Genomic DNA, 16,383 nt, shown 5'->3' on the forward strand with positions numbered 1-16,383 from the left:
GGTCGCCCCTTAGGCGAGGGCCTCGAGGGCCTCGGTAGCCCCCCATGAGCGATCGTCGTCCAGCGGGCCGCTCAGACCCGGTGTGCGGGCGCTGAAGCCGCCTTCGACGGCCCCCTGCAGCACTGCGAGCAGCGAGCGCAGCTGGGGCGGGGGAGGGAAGTACTCGTCCTCGGTGGTCACCGCGAGCAACTCGACGCTCGCCGCCGGGGCCGCAGCCTCGATGACGGCGCGCACCGTGCTGTCGGGTGCGGAGGCGCCGGCGGTGACCCCCAGGGTGCGCACGCCGTCGAGCCAGGAGCGATCGAACCCGTCGGGCCCGTCCACCCGCAGAGCAGGGGTCCCGGCGGCCTCGGCCACCCGAACCAGCGCCCGGGTGTTCGACGAGTTCGCCGAACCGACCACGAGGATCGCGTCGCACACTTCGGCGAGACGCTGCACTGCCTCCTGCCGGTTGGTGGTGGCGTAACACAGGTCGCTGCGACGAGCGGTCCACACCTCGGGGAATCGCTGGCGTGCATCGGCGAGTACCTCCTCCCACTCGGAGAGGCCGAGCGTGGTCTGTGCCACCAAGGCCACGCGGGACGGGTCGCTCGGCTGGAACGAGCCCAGACCGTCGTCAGGGTCGACGAGGGACACCCGGTGGGGCGCCTCGGCCACCGTACCGATCGCCTCGTCGTGACCGGCGTGGCCCACGTAGATGATGTCGAAGTCGTCGGCGGCGCGCCGCTTGACCTCGTGGTGCACCTTGGTCACCAGTGGGCACACGGCGTCGACGGTGACGGCGGAGCGCTTCGTTGCCGCCGCGACCACGGCGGGAGCCGAACCGTGGGCCGAGAGCATCACCGGAGCTCCTTCGGGCACCTCGGCGATATCGTCGACGAACACGACACCGGCACGCTCGAACATGCCCACGACGGCGGCGTTGTGGACGATCTCGTGGTAGCAGTAGACCGGCGGCGGGAAGACCCGCACCATCCAGGTGAGGGCCTTGATCGCCATCTCCACCCCGGCACAGAAGCCGCGGGGATCGGCGAGAAGGACGCGTTCGACAGCCACCGCTCTCCAGTCTCCGGTCTCCACCACGACGGTAGACGAGGCTGGGGGGCATGCAGTGTGCAGACCACGCCGGAGGGTGGATGGCCGGCGGCCGGTAACCTGTCCGAATGCCTTTCTCGTCGGACCCTGGCGCGCGCCGGTTACCGGTGGTAGCCATCGTCGGGCGGCCGAATGTCGGCAAGTCGACGCTGGTCAACCGGATCCTGCGTCGCCGCGCCGCCATCGTCGAGGAGAAGCCGGGGGTGACCAGGGACCGACGCGAGTTCAACGCCGAGTGGGCGGGGACGCACTTCATCGTGGTCGACACCGGCGGATGGGAGGTCAGCGACGAGGGCCTGGCCCCTGATCTCCGCGCTCAGGCCGAGGCCGCGGTCAGCGCCGCCGATGCGGTGCTCTTCGTCGCCGATGCGACGACACCGGTGCTCGACGACGATCTCGCCGTGGCGCGCATCCTCCACCAGAGCGGCACACCGGCGCTGCTCGTCGCCAACAAAGCCGACTCTGCCCGTGTGGACGGTGACCTCGGTCACCTGTGGGCGCTCGGTCTTGGGGAGCCGCATCCGGTGAGCGCCCTCCATGGACGCAACATCGGCGATCTGCTCGACGAACTGGTGGCCCACCTTCCCGAATCGGATGTGGAGCCCGACGATGCCCAACTCCCCGGTCTCGTGATCCTGGGGCGGCCCAACGTCGGCAAGTCGACACTCCTCAACCGTTTGCTCGGCGAACGGCGGGTCATCGTCAGCGACGTCCCGGGCACCACCCGCGATCCGATCGACGTGGTGGTCGACTTCGCCGGCCGTCGGATGCGCATCGTCGACACGGCGGGCATCAGGCGCACACCCAAGATCGCCGAATCGACCGAGTTCTACTCGGTGACCAGGGCGCGCGAGGCGCTGGGCGAAGCCGAGGTGGCCATCCTGGTGCTCGACGGCACCGAAGGGGCAACGCAACAGGAACAGAGGCTCGCCGAGGAGATCGCCGCCGCCGGCGCCGGACTCGTCGTCGTACTCAACAAATGGGACATCACGGACACGTATCAGAAGGAGGTCACCACGGCCTCGGTGGGTGACCGACTCGCCTTCGTGTCGTGGGCGCCGGTGCTGCGTATGGCCGCTCTCACCGGCGCTCGTGTTCACCGACTCGAGGAGGCGGTGGCGGCGGTGCTCGAGGCGCGCCAGCTGCGGATTCCGACACACGAGCTCAACCGCAAGATCATCGCCTGGCAGGAGGCCCATCCGGCTCCGACGCGCAAGGGTCGGCGCACCAACATCATGTACGCGGTACAGGCGGGTGTGTCGCCTCCGACCATCGTCCTGTTCACCCGGGGCGGCGATCTGGCCCCCGAGTACCTCCGCTTCCTCGAGGGTCGGCTACGAAAGGACTACGAGTTCTTCGGGACACCGATACGCTTGGTCACCCGAAAGCGGACGCGGAGGGACTTCGTTGCCCGATAACGAACGGCTACGCAAAGCTGCCGAGGCTGCTCTCGCTGGAGGTCCGGAGAAGTACCGGGAAAAGACCGCCCAGCAGGGCAAGCTCCTCGTGAGGGACCGCGTGGCCCTGCTCTGCGACCCCGACTCGTTCGTCGAAGACGGTCTGCTCGCCAATGCGGCGGCGGAGGAGGAGCTCGCCGCCGACGCCGTCGTCACCGGCAGGGGAGTGGTCGACGGCCGCGCCGTCGTGGTCATCGCCAACGACCCAACCGTCAAGGCGGGATCGTGGGGGGCGCGCACCGTCGAGAAGATGGTTCGGGCGTTGGAAGCCGCCTACGAGGAGCGTCTCCCGGTCTTCTACCTCGTCGACTCGGCCGGAGCCCGGATAACCGACCAGGTCGATCTGTTCCCGGGACGCCGTGGCGCCGGTCGGATCTTCTGGAACCAGGTTCGGTTGTCGGGTCGGGTCCCGCAGATCTGCTGCCTGTTCGGGCCCTCGGCGGCCGGAGGTGCCTACATCCCGTCCTTCTGTGACGTGGTGATCATGGTCGAGGGCCGCGCCTCCATGTATCTCGGTTCGCCCCGCATGGCCGAGATGGTCGTCGGAGAGGTCACCACCCTCGAGGAGATGGGCGGGGCGCGGATGCACTGCACGGTGAGCGGCTGTGGCGATGCGCTGGTCGCCTCCGACGAAGACGCCATCGCCTGGGCCCGCACCTACTTCGGCTACTTCCCGACCGATTACGCCGAGGATCCGCCCCTGTACGAGTTCGAGGAGCCGGAAGCGATCGTCCCGTCGTCGGTGATCCCGGACGACCCGCACCACGGCTACGACATGCTCGACTTCATGCGCGGCGTGTTCGACGAGGACAGCATCCTCGAGGTCAAGGAGCTGTACTCCCGAGAGGTGATCACCGCGCTCGCCCGGCTCGGCGGCCGCCCCGTGGGTGTGGTTGCCTCGCAGCCCAACCATCTCGGTGGGGTCCTCTTCGTCGACTCGGCGGACAAGGCGGCGCGGTTCATCTGGCTGTGCGACGCCTTCAACCTGCCGATCATCTTCCTCGCCGACGTGCCGGGTTTCATGATCGGGAGCCAGGTGGAGCGCCAGGGGATCATCCGATCCGGGGCCAAGATGCTCACCGCCATCGCCGAGGCGACGGTCCCGCGAGTGTCGGTCATCGTCCGCAAGGCTTACGGGGCCGGCCTGTACGCCTTCTCGGGTCCTGGCTTCAAGCCGGTGGCCACGCTGGCATTGCCGACCGCCGAGATCGCCGTGATGGGCCCCGAGGCAGCGATCAACGCCGTCTACTACAACACCATTGCCGGTATCGAGGATGCAGAGGAACGCGAGGCGTTCATCGCCGACCGACGAGCCGAGTACGAGGCGGACATCGACCTGCTCGGGCTGGCCAGCGAGCTCGTGATCGACGCCGTCGTCGAGCCGGACGCGCTCCGGGGCGAGCTGATCACCAGGCTGGCCTACGCATCGAACAAGGACAGGACCTTCTCGGAGCGCAGGCACGGCATCCCACCCGTATGACAGAGGATCGTGAGGAACGCGCCCCCATCATGTTTCGGGTGGTGCTGGTGGCTGCCGCGCTGTACCTCCTCATCCGTTTCGGTCAGGGCGTCGCCTGGGTGATCGAGCGCCTCCGGTAGGCATATCAGCGCCACAGCGTCGGCGACGACCACCTCCGCGAAATGTTCGAGGTAGACCGTCCGACTTCGAAGGACCGCCCTCGTCGGGCTGGCCGGATTTGAACCGGCGGCCTCTTGGCCCCCAGCCAAGCGCGCTGCCAAGCTGCGCCACAGCCCGTTTGCTATCGGAAAGGTAGTCGGGTGGCCGAAGGTCACCAACCCGTCGGCGAACCTGGCACGCCCCCGAACATGTGTGCTGCCAAATCGGCTTGCCTACGTAATATCCGGCCATGCCCGACGATGCCCTCCGTGACCTCCTGTCGGAACCGACGGTCGAACCCGATCGGGAGTTGTCAGGCCGGACATGGGCGCTGATAGGCATCCTCACAGCCGCGGTCGTGACCGGCGGATTCTGGGTGCTGCGGTCGCCGGAGATCGAGCCTGGCGCGGGCGATGTGTCGACAACGACGTCGGGCATCGCAATGGCTACGACCACCACGACGGGACTCGTCCTGGACGATCCTCCGGTCTATGCGTCGACCCTTGGGCCGGAGCCGCGGTTCGACCCCGCCCCCCTCGGAACCGAGCAGTGGCTCGCCACGATCGACCAATTTGCCCTCGCAGAGCGCCGTTGGTTCATCGACCTCGACTCAAGGGAAGTGGACGCTCCGGAGTCGGCCGCTGCGTTCACCTCTCCGCCGCCTTCATTCGAAGTCTGGGCGGGGGCCGATCCCGACACCCAGTGGCATCCCTTCCGTGTGCCCCGCACAGCTACATCTGTCGAGGCCTGGGAGGATTGCATGGCGGTGCGACAACCCTGAAACCGAACCGCTGGGTGAGCCGGCCAGCCCGACGAGGGACGCTCAGCGGCCCGAGCCGCCCATCGACCCGGTCAACGGCTGCAGGTCGCGGGCGAACAGGGCGCACAGCACCGTCCGATCGTCGGCTTCCCATGACTCACGCGTCGGGATGAGGGCGAAGAACTCAAGCTCCGACTCGGCGCGGGGGGTGCCGACGAAGGACTCGAACTCCACGGCACAACGCCGGTCGGACTCCTCGTCCAGGGCGGGCGCGCCCGGGTATTCGTCTCCCGACACGTCGTACACGAAGTAGATCTCGCTGTCGTGGGGCTCATCGCAGGGCAGGACCCGCAGCCGGGACACCGAAGCGGTCGACGCGCTCGGGTCCTCGAAGCAGTCTCCGGCGCGGAGCTCGCCGACCGCCACCTCCCCCGCGTCCAGGACCTCTCCATCGGGACCGCGTGCCGGTCCGGTCGCGCCGCAGCCGGCGCCGATCATGGCGATGGCGATGGCGGCGACAACGCCGATGATCCGGTCCCTGCCCATCGATCCCTCCAAGGGACGGCGTAGCGGGGGGTGAGTCTACGACACCCTCCGGGCTGCACCCGAACCGGATGTATGGTGTCCCCATGCGAGTCCGCCGAGCTCTCGTCGTGGTCCTCGCCGTGCTCGTCACCTCGTGTGGAGGCTCCGCGACCGACGCCACTTCAACGACTGCTCCCACCGCCACGACCACTGCCCCGACGCCGACGACGACTCTCGCCGGCACCACCACAACGGTCGAAGCAGAGTTCCTGCCCGCACACACCACCGAGGCAGTCGTCGCCCTCTTCAGCGATGTGGTGGCGCCCCTCGGCTTCCAGGTCACCCGGGGTTCACTCGTCGACCTCACCGCGTACCGCGCCTCACCCGAGGGGCGCCACCTGGCGGTGTACGTGGCACCGCTCGAGGAGTACAGCCCCGCCGAGCACGCGGAGGCCTTCATGCCGCTGGCGCGACTCTTCCTGCCCATGGTGTTCGAACGGTGGACGGGACTCGAGTCCTTCGACATCTGCCAGGAACCGCACTCGTGGACCGGTGGAGGCACGCCCCCGGCGGTGACCCTCTTCGACATCGATAGAGCCACCGCAGAGGGCATCGACTGGGACACGGTCACGCTCGGTGACTTGATCGATCTCGCCGACGGCCATGACCACCTGCGCGTCACCGCCAACGCCGAGGTGGCGGCATCTGACCCCTGGCGGCTCGCTTCCGGGGGTTGAGCGGCCACTAGTGTCCGCCGGGTGAGGAGGACCAACCGCCACAACCCGGGGCATCGACCATGAGGCTCACCTCGGCGATGCTTGCCGACGCCGCTCAGGTGACGGCAGGCAAGCTCTACGTCCTCGGCGGCGCCTTCGACACGATCACTGCCCGAGCCTTCCCGGTGGTTTACCGGAGCCTCGCCGTGGTCCTGGTGGCGGAGGTCGGCCCGGCCGACCGCAATCGGGACCTCCTGATCAAGATCACCCTCGTGGACGAGGACGGTGCCGACATGGACGTGCGCTCCGAGGGCAACCTGAGGGTCGGCGCTCCGTCGTCGCTTCCCGCCGGCGCCCCCAACGTGGTGCCGCTCGTCGGCGCCTTCGGCAACGTTCGGTTCCCGAAGGCGGGAGGCTACGTGTTCATCGTGGAGGGCGAGGACGAGGAACTCGCCCGCATCCCCTTCCGGGTGCGTGGCGTCGACGCATCGTGACCATTCCGAACATCGTCTCCGGGATTCGCATCCTGCTCGTCCCCCTGTTCCTTTGGTTGCTGCTGGCCCGGGACGACCCTGCAGCCGCCGGTTGGCTGCTCCTCGGAATAGGCGCCACCGACTGGGTCGACGGCTACCTCGCCCGGCGCCTCGATCAGGTCTCCTCCATCGGCAAGATCCTCGATCCCACCGCCGACCGGCTCGCGGTCGGCGCCGCCGTGATCGGGGGCTGGATCGCCGGAGTCCTGCCATGGCCGGTGGCGCTGGCGATCGCCGTGCGTGAGGTGCTCGTGACGACGGTGGCCGCCGTGCTCGCCATCCGTCTCAAGACAGCCCTCGAGGTCCGCTGGGTCGGCAAAGCGGGGACGTTCGGCCTGTACGGTGCCATCGCTTCGTTCTTCGTCCATGCCGGTTCGGGTCACGACGTCTTCTTATGGCTGGCCTGGGGCTCGGCGATCCCGGCCCTCGTCTTCTATTACGTCTCGGCGGTGATGTACGTCGGAGACGCCCGCCGCCTCATCGCGACCGGTCCATCGGTATCCTCGGACCGGTCGTCGACCTGAGAGGGTGCCGGTGAACGTCCCCGAGGACCGCAGATATACCGACCAACACGAGTGGGTCCTCGTCGCTGATGATGGGGGCGTGCGCGTCGGTATCACCGACTACGCCCAGGACGCACTCGGCGACGTGGTATTCGTCGACATCGTCGCCGCCGGAACCACCGTCGAAGCGGGAGACCCGATCGCCGAGATCGAGTCGACCAAGTCGGTCGCCGAGGTCTACGCGCCGATCGCAGGGGAGGTGACCGCGATCAACGACGTGCTCGTGGAGGACCCGGCGCTCGTCAACGGGTCACCCTACGACGACGCGTGGTTCGTCGTCATCACGCCGACCGACCCGAGCGCGATCGACGCGCTCATGGATGCCGCCGCCTACACCGCCCTGATCGGCTGACCCTCGACCTGCAGTCGAAGGATCAGGGGTACCATTCCTTCGTGATGGCGGATACCTCCACCCCGGATCCCGGGGACACCACCGAGCACGATCCGACCGAGACCATCGATCCGGTGGTCGAGGCGAGGGCGGTTCGCGAGCGCGAAGCAGCGGCAGGGATCCCCGGACTCGCCGGCTACGCCCTGATCGTGGCCTCCGGTCCACGACGGGGCATGCACTGGGCCCTCCCCGAGGGGAGCACCGAGGCCGGTCGCGACCTCGACGCGCCCATCCATCTCGACGACGTCACCGTGTCTCGACACCACGCCGAGTTCACCGTCGAGGACGGAATCCTCATGGTGCGCGACCTCGGGTCGACCAACGGGACCTATGTGAACGGCCGTCGGGCCGATACCGCCGTCCTCGACGCCGGCGACGAAGTCATCATCGGGCGCTTCCACCTCGTGGTCGCCCGCGGCGCATGACCAGGGGAGAGCGCATCACGATCGGCGACGTCGCCGAGGCCCTCAAGGCCGAGTTCCCTGCGGTGAGCGTGTCCAAGATCCGATTCCTCGAGAGCGAGGGGTTGATCACCCCGCCACGCACCCCGAGCGGCTACCGCGAGTTCCGCTCCGAAGACGTAGAGCGGGTCCGCTACATCCTCCGCCAGCAGCGCGACCACTTTCTGCCCCTGAAGGTGATCAAAAACAACCTCAGGTCCCTGGAGAGGGGAGAGGAGCCCACCCTGGCGCCGACACCGGGGCCACCCGCCGCCACCTACTTCGGTGAGATGACGCCGCCGACCCTCGACGCCGCCGACCTCGCCCGTAGCGCCGGCATGCCGGCATCGCTCGTCGACGAGCTGGTGGCTCACGGAATCATCGCCCCTACCAAGACGCCCGATGGCCCCCGGTTCAGCGCCGATGACGTCGAGATCGCCAAAGCGGCGTGGCGGATGGTGGGGCACGGCCTCGAGTCGCGCCATCTCCGGATCATCCGGCAGGGTGCCAACCGCGAGGTGGACCTCCTCCGGCAGATGACGGCGACCCTGCTGCGCCACGCCAGCCCCGCCTCACGGCGTCAGGCCGCCGAGGTCCTCGCCGACGTTGCCCAGGCGGCACGGACGATGCAGGAGGCGATGGTGCGAGCCGACCTCCGAGAGACGCTCAACGGCTGATCATGCTTCCGGCCGCTCTCGTATCTCTCGCGCTGTCGTTCGGCCCGGCGCCGCTGCATGCCCCGGTCCCGCCGGCGACGGCCTATCCGCTCAGTCCGCCGCCGGTCGTCGACGCCACCGCCTGGAAGACATGGTCGGTTCCGGCCAATGCCGAGATCGGTTCCCTCGACGCCGACCGGCAGCAACCCCTGGCGTCGCTCACCAAACTCCTCACGGCGATCCTGGTGGTGGAGAATTCTGGCCTGCTCGATTCGAGCACGATCAGTGCGACCGCAGCAGCCACGCCCATCGGCTACATCGGACAGCCGGCGACGCGCCAGGGGGAGGTTTGGCTGGTCGGCCAGCTCCTCGAAATGATGATGGTGCAGTCGAGCAACGACGCCGCGGTGGCGCTCGCCGAGCACGTATCCGGGTCGGTTGCGACGTTCGCCCAGCTCATGAACGCGCGGGCCGCCGAGATCGGGATGAACGACTCGCAGTTTCGTAACCCGAACGGCCTCGACGCCGACGGCCACTTCTCGTCGGCCAGCGACATCATCCGCCTCGGCCTGGAGGCTCTCGAGTACCCCGAGGTGCTCGCCGTGGTCAGGGTGCGGCAAGTGTCGTTCGAGATCGGCGGTCGACAGCTCGAGATCACCGCCACCAACCGGGACCTGGGTGTGTATCCGGAGTTCCTCGGGCTGCGCACCGGGGACACCCTCATAGCCGGCCAGACGATCCTGGCGTACGTACAGGCGCCCCGGGGAGACATCCTCGCCGTGGTCCTGGGATCCACCAACCGGCGGGAGGCGTCGCGGGCCCTGCTCGCCTGGGCGTCACAGGCGCTCGGACCGCGCGACTACTTGCTCGCTCCGGCCGCCCAGAGCGCATCCGGCGACACGCTGCCGGACTGGTACCGCACGCGGCTCGAAGCGGCGCTGGCCCCGCTGCCTACCGGTGAACCCACACCGGGCCGCGGATCGCCGCTCATCGACGCCCTCGACGCCCGCCTCAGTGAGCTGATGCCCGGTGTGCTCGGAGGCGGTCGATGACGGTCCTCGCCGAAGTCATCGACGCGATCACCCTCGAACGGCGCATCGCCGAACTCGGTGCTGAGATAACCGAGGCGTATGGCGGCCGCGACCTGGTGCTCCTCGGCGTGCTCAACGGGTCGGTCCCGTTCCTCGCCGACCTGTCCCGCCACCTCCCGACGTCCATCGAGATCGACTTCCTCAGCCTGACGCGCTTCGGCGAGAAGGGGAGGGTCGGCATTGCCGTCGACTCCGGTACCGCCATCACCGACCGCCATGTGCTCGTGGTCGAAGACATCGTCGACACCGGCCTCGCTCTGTCGTCGGTGCGCACGCTGCTCGAGACGAGGCGTCCCGCCTCGCTGGCGACGGTGACCCTCCTCGACAAACGGCCCCGTCGTATCGTGGAAGTCCCGTTGGAGTACCGCGGATTCGAGGTGGGGGATGAGTTCATCATCGGCTACGGCCTCGACTGGGAGGGCCGATACCGCAACGTTCCGTCGCTGTGGGCGGTGCTCGACCTGCCACGGTTCCAGGAGGATCCGGGAGGGTACGCCGCGGAGGCTTTCTGGAGTGCCACTGATAGGCTGTCCGGGTGACCAGCGATGCCATCCCGGTGGAGCTGATCGGTGTCCGGATCGAGTTGCCCACCAACACGCCGATCGTCCTCCTGCGCGAGCGCGGCGGCGACCGCTTCCTGCCGATCCTGATCGGAGCCAGCGAGGCGGCGGCGATCGCCTTCGCCCTGGAGGGGATGGATCCGCCCCGCCCGATGACTCACGATCTGCTGCGCGACGTCACCGTCGCTCTCGGGGCGACCGTCGAGCGCGTTGTTCTCACCGACCTGCGCGACGGGATCTACTTCGCCGACCTGGTCCTCGCCACGAATGGCACCGAAACCACCGTCTCCGCCAGACCTTCCGACTCGATCGCGCTCGCCGTCCGCACCGGTGCGCCGATCTTCGTGAGCCCTGCCATCCTCGATGAAGCGGGAGTCGAGATTCGCGACGAGGACGAAGAGGAGGAAGTCGCCCGCTTCCGCAACTTCCTCTCCGACGTCTCACCGGAAGACTTCGGGACGGGCTGAGAGCCGGTTGCCCGTTACCGGTTGCCGGTTGCCAGGCCGATTCGGTACGCCACTCCTATTTCGGGGCCCTGGAAACTGATAACCGGAAACGCTTTTCCACAGGGGTTGTTGACAACTCGGGTGCGCGATTCCTAACTTCCAGTCGGGTAGTTCCCGTGGGGAAATTACCGTGGTGTAAGCTTCGCTCTGGGAAGGTGAGGTCAGGCTGTGAGCAGTGAACAGGGTTTCCGCGCACCCGAGGTGTGCCGACTCGTAGGAATCTCATACCGCCAACTCGACTACTGGGCACGCACGGACCTACTGAAGCCCTCCCTCCAGGAGGCGCAGGGATCGGGTACCCAACGCCAGTACTCTTTCACCGACGTCGTGCAGCTGCGGGTGGTGAAGCGACTACTCGACGCCGGCATGAGCCTCAAGAAGGTCAGGCAGGCGATGGACATCCTGCGCGATCGCCTCGACAGCGACAACCCGCTCAGTGAGGTCACGCTTCTGTCGGACGGGCAGACGATCTACGCAGCCAACAGTGACCAGGACGTCATCGACCTCTTCCGCGGGGGACAGGGCGTGTTCGGTATCGCCCTTGGACCGGTCCAGGAACAGCTCGAGGGGGAAATACTCGACTTGTTGCCCGAGCGTGCCAGCATGACCGGTACAGAACACGCCACGATGGAGGCCTGAGCTGACCGTCGACTTCCGGACCGAAGCGGACCTTGTCGCCTTCGCCCACGAGAGCGAGAGGCAGTTCGCACGGCTCCTCGACTTCTACGGGATCACGTGGGAGTACGAACCGGCATCCTTCGCCATCGAATTCGACGACAGCGGCGAAGCCGCCAAGTACTTCACGCCCGACTTCTACCTGCCCGACGAGCACCTGTACATCGAGATCACCACGATGAACCAGAAGCTCGTCACCAAGAAGAACCGCAAGGTGCGGTTGCTGCGTCAGCATCATCCGCAGGTCTCCTGCAAGGTGTTCTACCAGCGGGACTACCTGCACCTGCTCATCAAGTACGGGCTCGAGACCACGCCGGAGCTCGACGACGTCACGGCACCTACCCGGATCCCCGGTCCGGTGCAGGTCATCGACCTGGGTGAGTCGGAAGCAGGCTGAACCAGCCTCCGGCTACCAGCTACCGGCCAGAGGAGTTGGGATGGCGCCTGAAGCCTGGCGCCTGCTCTAGAGTCCCCGCCGTGCACCGCCGATCACCGCTTCATGGGGCCAACGAGGCCCTCGGTGCTCGTTTCACGCCATTCGGAGACTGGGAGATGCCGCTCCAGTACGAGGGGACGCTCGCCGAACACGTTGCGGTGCGTACCGATGTCGGGGTCTTCGATGTCTCCCATCTCGGTCGATTCGAGGTCGCCGGATCGGAGGCAGCCGAGCTGGTCGGATCGATCCTCACCAACGACCTGGGCAAGATCACACCGGGCCGCTGTCAGTACTCGCTGATCCTCAACGATCGGGCGGGCATCCTCGACGACATCGTGGTCTGGTGGCTCGAGCCGGACCGGCTGCTCGTCCTTCCGAACGCCGCCAATCACGACCGAGTGGTGGCGCGGTTCGCCGAGGCAGCCGGGCCGAAGGCGCGCGTCTCCGACCTGCGCGATTCCACGGCATTGCTCGCCGTCCAAGGTCCCGACGGTCCGCGCGTACTCGAGGAGGCGTTCGACGCCGCGCCCAAGCGCCACCGCGTGGTCATCGCGGGCGACGTCATCGTCGCCGGCACCGGGTACACCGGTGAGGCCGGTGGCGAGGCGGTGGTGCCGCTGTCGCAGGCAGACGCCACCCTCCAGGCGATCCTGAAGGCCGGAGCCATGCCGTGTGGCCTGGGTGCACGCGACACGCTTCGGCTCGAGTTCGGCCTGCCCCTGTGGGGGCAGGACATCGACGAAACCACCGACCCGATCGAGGCAGGACTCGCCTGGGCGGTCGGCTGGGACACCGAGTTCGACGGCAAGGAGGCTCTCGAGCCCCGGCGCCATGTAGATCCCGCCCGCGCCCGCGTCGGATTCGTCCTCGACGACCGCCGACCGCCCCGGCACGGCTACCGGATCCGATCCGGTTCCTCGGTAGGCGAGGTGACCAGTGGGAACTTCAGCCCGACACTGGAGCGTGGTATCGGGATGGGCTACCTGGCCCCGCCGCCCCCCGACGACGAGACTGCGGTGGAAGTCGAGGTGCGAGACCGTTGGGTGTCCGCTCGCCTCATCGACATGCCCTTTGTGAGGCGATCATGACGTTCACCCCCCACACCGACGAGCAGGAGCAGCGGATGTTGGCCGCGCTCGGCCTGGCCGATGCGGACGAGTTGTTCGCCCACATCCCGAAGGCGGCCAGGCTGGCAGAGCCGCTCGACGTGGCTGCGGGGATCTCGGAACTCGAGGTGATGCGCTACGTCGAGGATCTCGGACGCCAGAACCGCGGCGGGCTCGTGTGCTTCGCCGGGGGAGGGGTGTACGACCATCACCTGCCGCCGGTCGTTCGCTCGCTGACGATGCGGCCCGAATTCGTCACCTCCTACACCCCCTATCAGAGCGAGGTGGCCCAGGGGGTCCTTCAGGCCCTGTTCGAGTACCAGTCAATGGTTGCGACGATCACCGGGCTGCCGGTGGCCAATGCCTCGCTCTACGACGGCGCATCGGCGGGGATCGAGGCGGTCAACCTGGCACTGGTTGAAACCGGCCGCGACACCGTCTGGGTTTCACGCGGGCTGCATCCCCACACCCGCCAGGTCATCGCCACCTTCGCCCACGCCCGCGGGGTGACCATCATCGAGCACCCACTCGAGGACGGGCGCACCGCGTGGAGTCGAGAAGCAGCGGGACCACCAGCGGCTCTCGTCTTCGGCCAGCCCAACTATCTCGGGATCATCGAGGAGTACGACGCGGCCGTGACGCTCGCCGACGACCTCGGCGCACTCACGGCAGCCTCAGTGGACCCGATGCTGTTGGGCATCCTGCGCACACCCGGCGATGCCGGCTGCGACATCGCCTTCGCCGAGGGTCAGCCACTCGGCAACCCGCTGTCGTTCGGTGGGCCGGTCGTGGGGATCTTCGCCGTCGCCGAGCGGCTGATGCGACGCATCCCCGGGCGACTGTCGGGCGAGACCGTCGACCGCGAGGGGCGCCGCGCCTACACGCTGACCCTGCGCACCCGCGAACAGGACATCCGCCGCGAGAAGGCATCTTCGAACATCTGCACCAACCAGACTCTCAATGCGGTCGCCGCGGCCATCCACCTCGCCTGGCTCGGACCCGACGGTCTCGCCGAAGTCGGTCGTCAGAGCAGTCACAAGGCCCGCTACCTCCGTGGACGGCTGCTCGACCTGCCGGGGGTCTCTGCCATCAGCGACGCTGCGTACGGTCGGGAATTCGGGGTGGTGCTTCCCGTCGATGCATCAACCGCAGTGACGAGCATGGCCGACCGGGGGTATCTGGCCGGCATTCCGCTCGACCGCGACTATCCGGAGTACCGCAACGGCCTTCTCGTCGCCGTCACCGAGAAGCGGAGCCGCCAGGAGCTCGACGGCTTCGCCGACGCTCTCGGAGAGGTGATCGCCGATGGCTGAGCCGGGAGGACGAGCGACCAGCACGCCGCTGATGGGGGGCAGCCCGGAACCGACCCTCATCGAACTGAGCGTGCCGGGGCGTCGTGCCTGGTCCTTCCCGCCGCTCGACGTTCCCGCGGACGACCCGGGCCTCCCCGAAGCAGCGAACTCGCTTCCGGCGCTCCCGGAAGTCTCCGAGCGCGACCTGGTCGCCCACTTCACCCGGCTGGCGCACCGCAACTTCGCCGTCGATCTCGGCGCCTACCCGCTGGGCTCGTGCACGATGAAGTACAACCCGAAGGTGTGCGACTGGGCTGCCGAGCACGGGGGGTTCCGCGACCTGCACCCGGCGGCGCCACCCGAGCTGACCCAAGGAGCGCTGCGAGTCCTCCTCGAAACCGAGTCGATCCTGTGCGCCATCACCGGCATGACCCGGGCGACCTTCCAGCCGCCGGCGGGAGCGGCCGGCGAACTGACGGGCCTCCTCATCATGCGGGCCTATCACGAGTCCCAGGGCCGCAATCCGACGAAGATCCTCATTCCCGACTCGGCCCATGGCACCAACCCCGCCTCGGTCACCCTCGCCGGCTACCGGGCGGTGCAGGTCCCCAGCGACGATCGCGGGATGGTCGACCTCGAGGCGCTCCGGGCAGCCGTCGACGAAGACGTCGCCGGCTTCATGCTCACCAACCCCAACACGCTCGGCCTCTTCGAAGTCGATGTCATCGAGATGGCCCGCGCCATCCACGACGTCGACGGACTCGTCTACTACGACGGGGCCAATCTCAACGCCATCCTCGGTGTGGCCCGCCCCGGTGACATGGGGTTCGACATCGTCCACTCCAACCTCCACAAGACGTTCGCCACCCCGCACGGTGGGGGAGGCCCGGGTGCGGGCCCGGTCGCCGTCGTGAAGCATCTCGTCCGCTTCTTGCCCGGGCCGTTGCCGGTCGACCGCGACGGCGTGCTCGGCTGGGAGATGCCACCCGACTCGGTGGGCCGGGTGCACGGCAACCACGGCAACTTCCTGGTGGTGCTCCGGGCCCTGACCTACATGCGGTTGCTGGGAGCCGAGGGCCTGCGGGAGGTGGCCGAGCGCAGCGTGCTCAACGCCCGCTACCTGGCCTCCCTGGTGGGGGAGCGGTACCCCATTCCGTACGACGCTCCACCGATGCACGAGTTCGTCGCGTCCGCTGCTGCCCTTAAGAAGGCGACCGGCGTGCGTGCCATGGACGTCGCCAAGGCGCTTCTCGACCGGGGATTCCACGCTCCGACGGTCTATTTCCCCCTCATCGTCGAGGAGGCCCTCATGCTGGAGCCGACCGAGACCGAGTCTCCCGAGACCATCGAGGCACTCGCCGACGCCCTCAACGAGATCGCCGCTCTCGCCGCCGAGGACGCCGCCCACGTCCAGGCATCACCTCACAAGACGCCGGTGTCACGCCCCGATGACGCACTGGCGGCGAGGAAGCCCAAGCTGACTTGGTAGGGAGAAGCCCTTCCTCCCCCCGAAGGGGGGAGTCCCTCAGGGAGCGCAGCGACCGGAGGGGAGGGGGGAGGGCGAACACTACGTGAGCCCCGCGACGCGTCTGGCCTCCCCCTCCGTCACCTCCCATACAGGGGAGGGAACCGAGTGATGAGGTCCTTTTGCGGTTCCTCGCCCCGAAGGGGGGAGTCCCGTAGGGAGCGCAGCGACCGGAGGGGAGGGGGGAGGGCCAACGCTACGTGGGCCCCGCGACGCGTCTGGCCTCCCCCTCCGTCATCGGCCTTCGGCCGCTGCCACCTCCCCCTTCGGGGGAGGGGACCGAGTGATGAGGTCCTTTTGCGGTTCCTCCCCCCGAAGGGGGGAGTCCCGTAGGGAGCGCAGCGACCGGAGGGGAGGGGGGAGGGCCAACGCTACGTGGGCCCCGCGACGCGTCTGGCCTCCCCCTCCGTCATCGGCCTTCGGCCGCTGCCACCTCCC

Annotated in this window: 20 protein-coding genes and 1 tRNA gene; 18 read left to right on the forward strand and 3 right to left on the reverse strand. The window is 68.1% G+C overall.

Features of this window, described 5'->3' with window-relative positions; genetic code table 11:
• Window positions 1–9: 9 nt before the first annotated feature.
• Window positions 10–1,056, reverse strand: a complete 1,047-nt coding sequence (gene ispH, locus WEA29_02180) for a 4-hydroxy-3-methylbut-2-enyl diphosphate reductase (protein MEX2322564.1) — start codon at window positions 1,054–1,056, stop codon at window positions 10–12.
• Window positions 1,057–1,163: 107 nt separating this feature from the next.
• On the opposite strand from ispH, the gene der reads away from it, so the two are divergent.
• From der to WEA29_02195, 3 genes are read left to right on the forward strand one after another with little or no spacing between them, the layout of a single operon-like run.
• Window positions 1,164–2,513: a ribosome biogenesis GTPase Der gene (gene der / locus WEA29_02185; GenBank protein MEX2322565.1), complete on the forward strand. Its 1,350-nt coding sequence runs from the start codon at window positions 1,164–1,166 to the stop codon at window positions 2,511–2,513.
• Window positions 2,503–4,032 carry an acyl-CoA carboxylase subunit beta gene (locus tag WEA29_02190; GenBank protein ID MEX2322566.1) on the forward strand — a complete coding sequence of 510 codons (1,530 nt, stop codon included), beginning with the start codon at window positions 2,503–2,505 and terminating at the stop codon, window positions 4,030–4,032. The genes der and WEA29_02190 overlap by 11 nt, the downstream gene beginning before the upstream one ends.
• The gene (locus WEA29_02195; protein MEX2322567.1) at window positions 4,029–4,151 is read left to right on the forward strand and encodes a hypothetical protein; all 123 of its coding nucleotides are present in this window, start codon (window positions 4,029–4,031) and stop codon (window positions 4,149–4,151) included. Before WEA29_02190 ends, WEA29_02195 begins: the two co-directional genes overlap by 4 nt.
• An 83-nt stretch (window positions 4,152–4,234) precedes the next feature.
• Here the strand turns inward: WEA29_02195 and WEA29_02200 are convergent.
• Window positions 4,235–4,308 (reverse strand) — tRNA-Pro (locus WEA29_02200).
• A gap of 112 nt (window positions 4,309–4,420) precedes the next feature.
• Between WEA29_02200 and WEA29_02205 the strand changes: the two genes are divergently transcribed.
• Entirely contained in the window at window positions 4,421–4,951 is a 531-nt protein-coding gene (locus WEA29_02205) for a hypothetical protein (GenBank protein MEX2322568.1), read from the forward strand.
• Window positions 4,952–4,993: 42 nt separating this feature from the next.
• On the opposite strand, the gene WEA29_02210 is transcribed toward WEA29_02205, so the two are convergent.
• Entirely contained in the window at window positions 4,994–5,476 is a 483-nt protein-coding gene (locus WEA29_02210; protein ID MEX2322569.1) for a septum formation family protein, read from the reverse strand.
• A gap of 83 nt (window positions 5,477–5,559) precedes the next feature.
• Between WEA29_02210 and WEA29_02215 the strand changes: the two genes are divergently transcribed.
• From WEA29_02215 to gcvPB, 14 genes are all read left to right on the forward strand, one after another.
• Window positions 5,560–6,192 carry a hypothetical protein gene (locus tag WEA29_02215; GenBank protein MEX2322570.1) on the forward strand — a complete coding sequence of 211 codons (633 nt, stop codon included), beginning with the start codon at window positions 5,560–5,562 and terminating at the stop codon, window positions 6,190–6,192.
• A gap of 59 nt (window positions 6,193–6,251) precedes the next feature.
• Window positions 6,252–6,665 carry a hypothetical protein gene (locus tag WEA29_02220; protein ID MEX2322571.1) on the forward strand — a complete coding sequence of 138 codons (414 nt, stop codon included), beginning with the start codon at window positions 6,252–6,254 and terminating at the stop codon, window positions 6,663–6,665.
• Window positions 6,662–7,228, forward strand: coding sequence for a CDP-alcohol phosphatidyltransferase family protein (locus WEA29_02225; GenBank protein MEX2322572.1), 567 nt, complete (start codon window positions 6,662–6,664; stop codon window positions 7,226–7,228). Before WEA29_02220 ends, WEA29_02225 begins: the two co-directional genes overlap by 4 nt.
• A 10-nt stretch (window positions 7,229–7,238) precedes the next feature.
• On the forward strand, window positions 7,239–7,619 hold the full coding sequence (gene gcvH / locus WEA29_02230) for a glycine cleavage system protein GcvH (protein ID MEX2322573.1): 381 nt from the start codon (window positions 7,239–7,241) through the stop codon (window positions 7,617–7,619).
• Window positions 7,620–7,663: 44 nt separating this feature from the next.
• The gene (locus WEA29_02235; protein MEX2322574.1) at window positions 7,664–8,083 is read left to right on the forward strand and encodes an FHA domain-containing protein; all 420 of its coding nucleotides are present in this window, start codon (window positions 7,664–7,666) and stop codon (window positions 8,081–8,083) included.
• Window positions 8,080–8,775, forward strand: a complete 696-nt coding sequence (locus tag WEA29_02240) for a MerR family transcriptional regulator (protein ID MEX2322575.1) — start codon at window positions 8,080–8,082, stop codon at window positions 8,773–8,775. Before WEA29_02235 ends, WEA29_02240 begins: the two co-directional genes overlap by 4 nt.
• 2 nt (window positions 8,776–8,777) lie before the next feature.
• On the forward strand, window positions 8,778–9,806 hold the full coding sequence (locus tag WEA29_02245) for a serine hydrolase (protein ID MEX2322576.1): 1,029 nt from the start codon (window positions 8,778–8,780) through the stop codon (window positions 9,804–9,806).
• Complete coding sequence (gene hpt, locus WEA29_02250) at window positions 9,803–10,384, forward strand: hypoxanthine phosphoribosyltransferase (protein ID MEX2322577.1); 582 nt, start codon at window positions 9,803–9,805, stop codon at window positions 10,382–10,384. Before WEA29_02245 ends, hpt begins: the two co-directional genes overlap by 4 nt.
• Complete coding sequence (locus WEA29_02255) at window positions 10,381–10,872, forward strand: bifunctional nuclease family protein (protein MEX2322578.1); 492 nt, start codon at window positions 10,381–10,383, stop codon at window positions 10,870–10,872. The genes hpt and WEA29_02255 overlap by 4 nt, the downstream gene beginning before the upstream one ends.
• A 207-nt stretch (window positions 10,873–11,079) precedes the next feature.
• Window positions 11,080–11,550, forward strand: coding sequence for a MerR family transcriptional regulator (locus WEA29_02260; protein ID MEX2322579.1), 471 nt, complete (start codon window positions 11,080–11,082; stop codon window positions 11,548–11,550).
• Window positions 11,551–11,764: 214 nt separating this feature from the next.
• A complete protein-coding gene (locus WEA29_02265; GenBank protein ID MEX2322580.1) occupies window positions 11,765–11,983 on the forward strand; it encodes a hypothetical protein in 219 nt (72 codons plus the stop codon).
• A gap of 80 nt (window positions 11,984–12,063) precedes the next feature.
• Complete coding sequence (gcvT, locus tag WEA29_02270) at window positions 12,064–13,110, forward strand: glycine cleavage system aminomethyltransferase GcvT (protein MEX2322581.1); 1,047 nt, start codon at window positions 12,064–12,066, stop codon at window positions 13,108–13,110.
• Window positions 13,107–14,441: an aminomethyl-transferring glycine dehydrogenase subunit GcvPA gene (gene gcvPA / locus WEA29_02275; protein MEX2322582.1), complete on the forward strand. Its 1,335-nt coding sequence runs from the start codon at window positions 13,107–13,109 to the stop codon at window positions 14,439–14,441. Before gcvT ends, gcvPA begins: the two co-directional genes overlap by 4 nt.
• Entirely contained in the window at window positions 14,434–15,909 is a 1,476-nt protein-coding gene (gene gcvPB / locus WEA29_02280) for an aminomethyl-transferring glycine dehydrogenase subunit GcvPB (GenBank protein ID MEX2322583.1), read from the forward strand. The genes gcvPA and gcvPB overlap by 8 nt, the downstream gene beginning before the upstream one ends.
• The last annotated feature ends 474 nt before the right edge of the window (window positions 15,910–16,383 follow it).

The organism is Acidimicrobiia bacterium, assembly GCA_040902765.1.
GTDB lineage: Bacteria > Actinomycetota > Acidimicrobiia > Spongiisociales > UBA11373 > DATKBG01.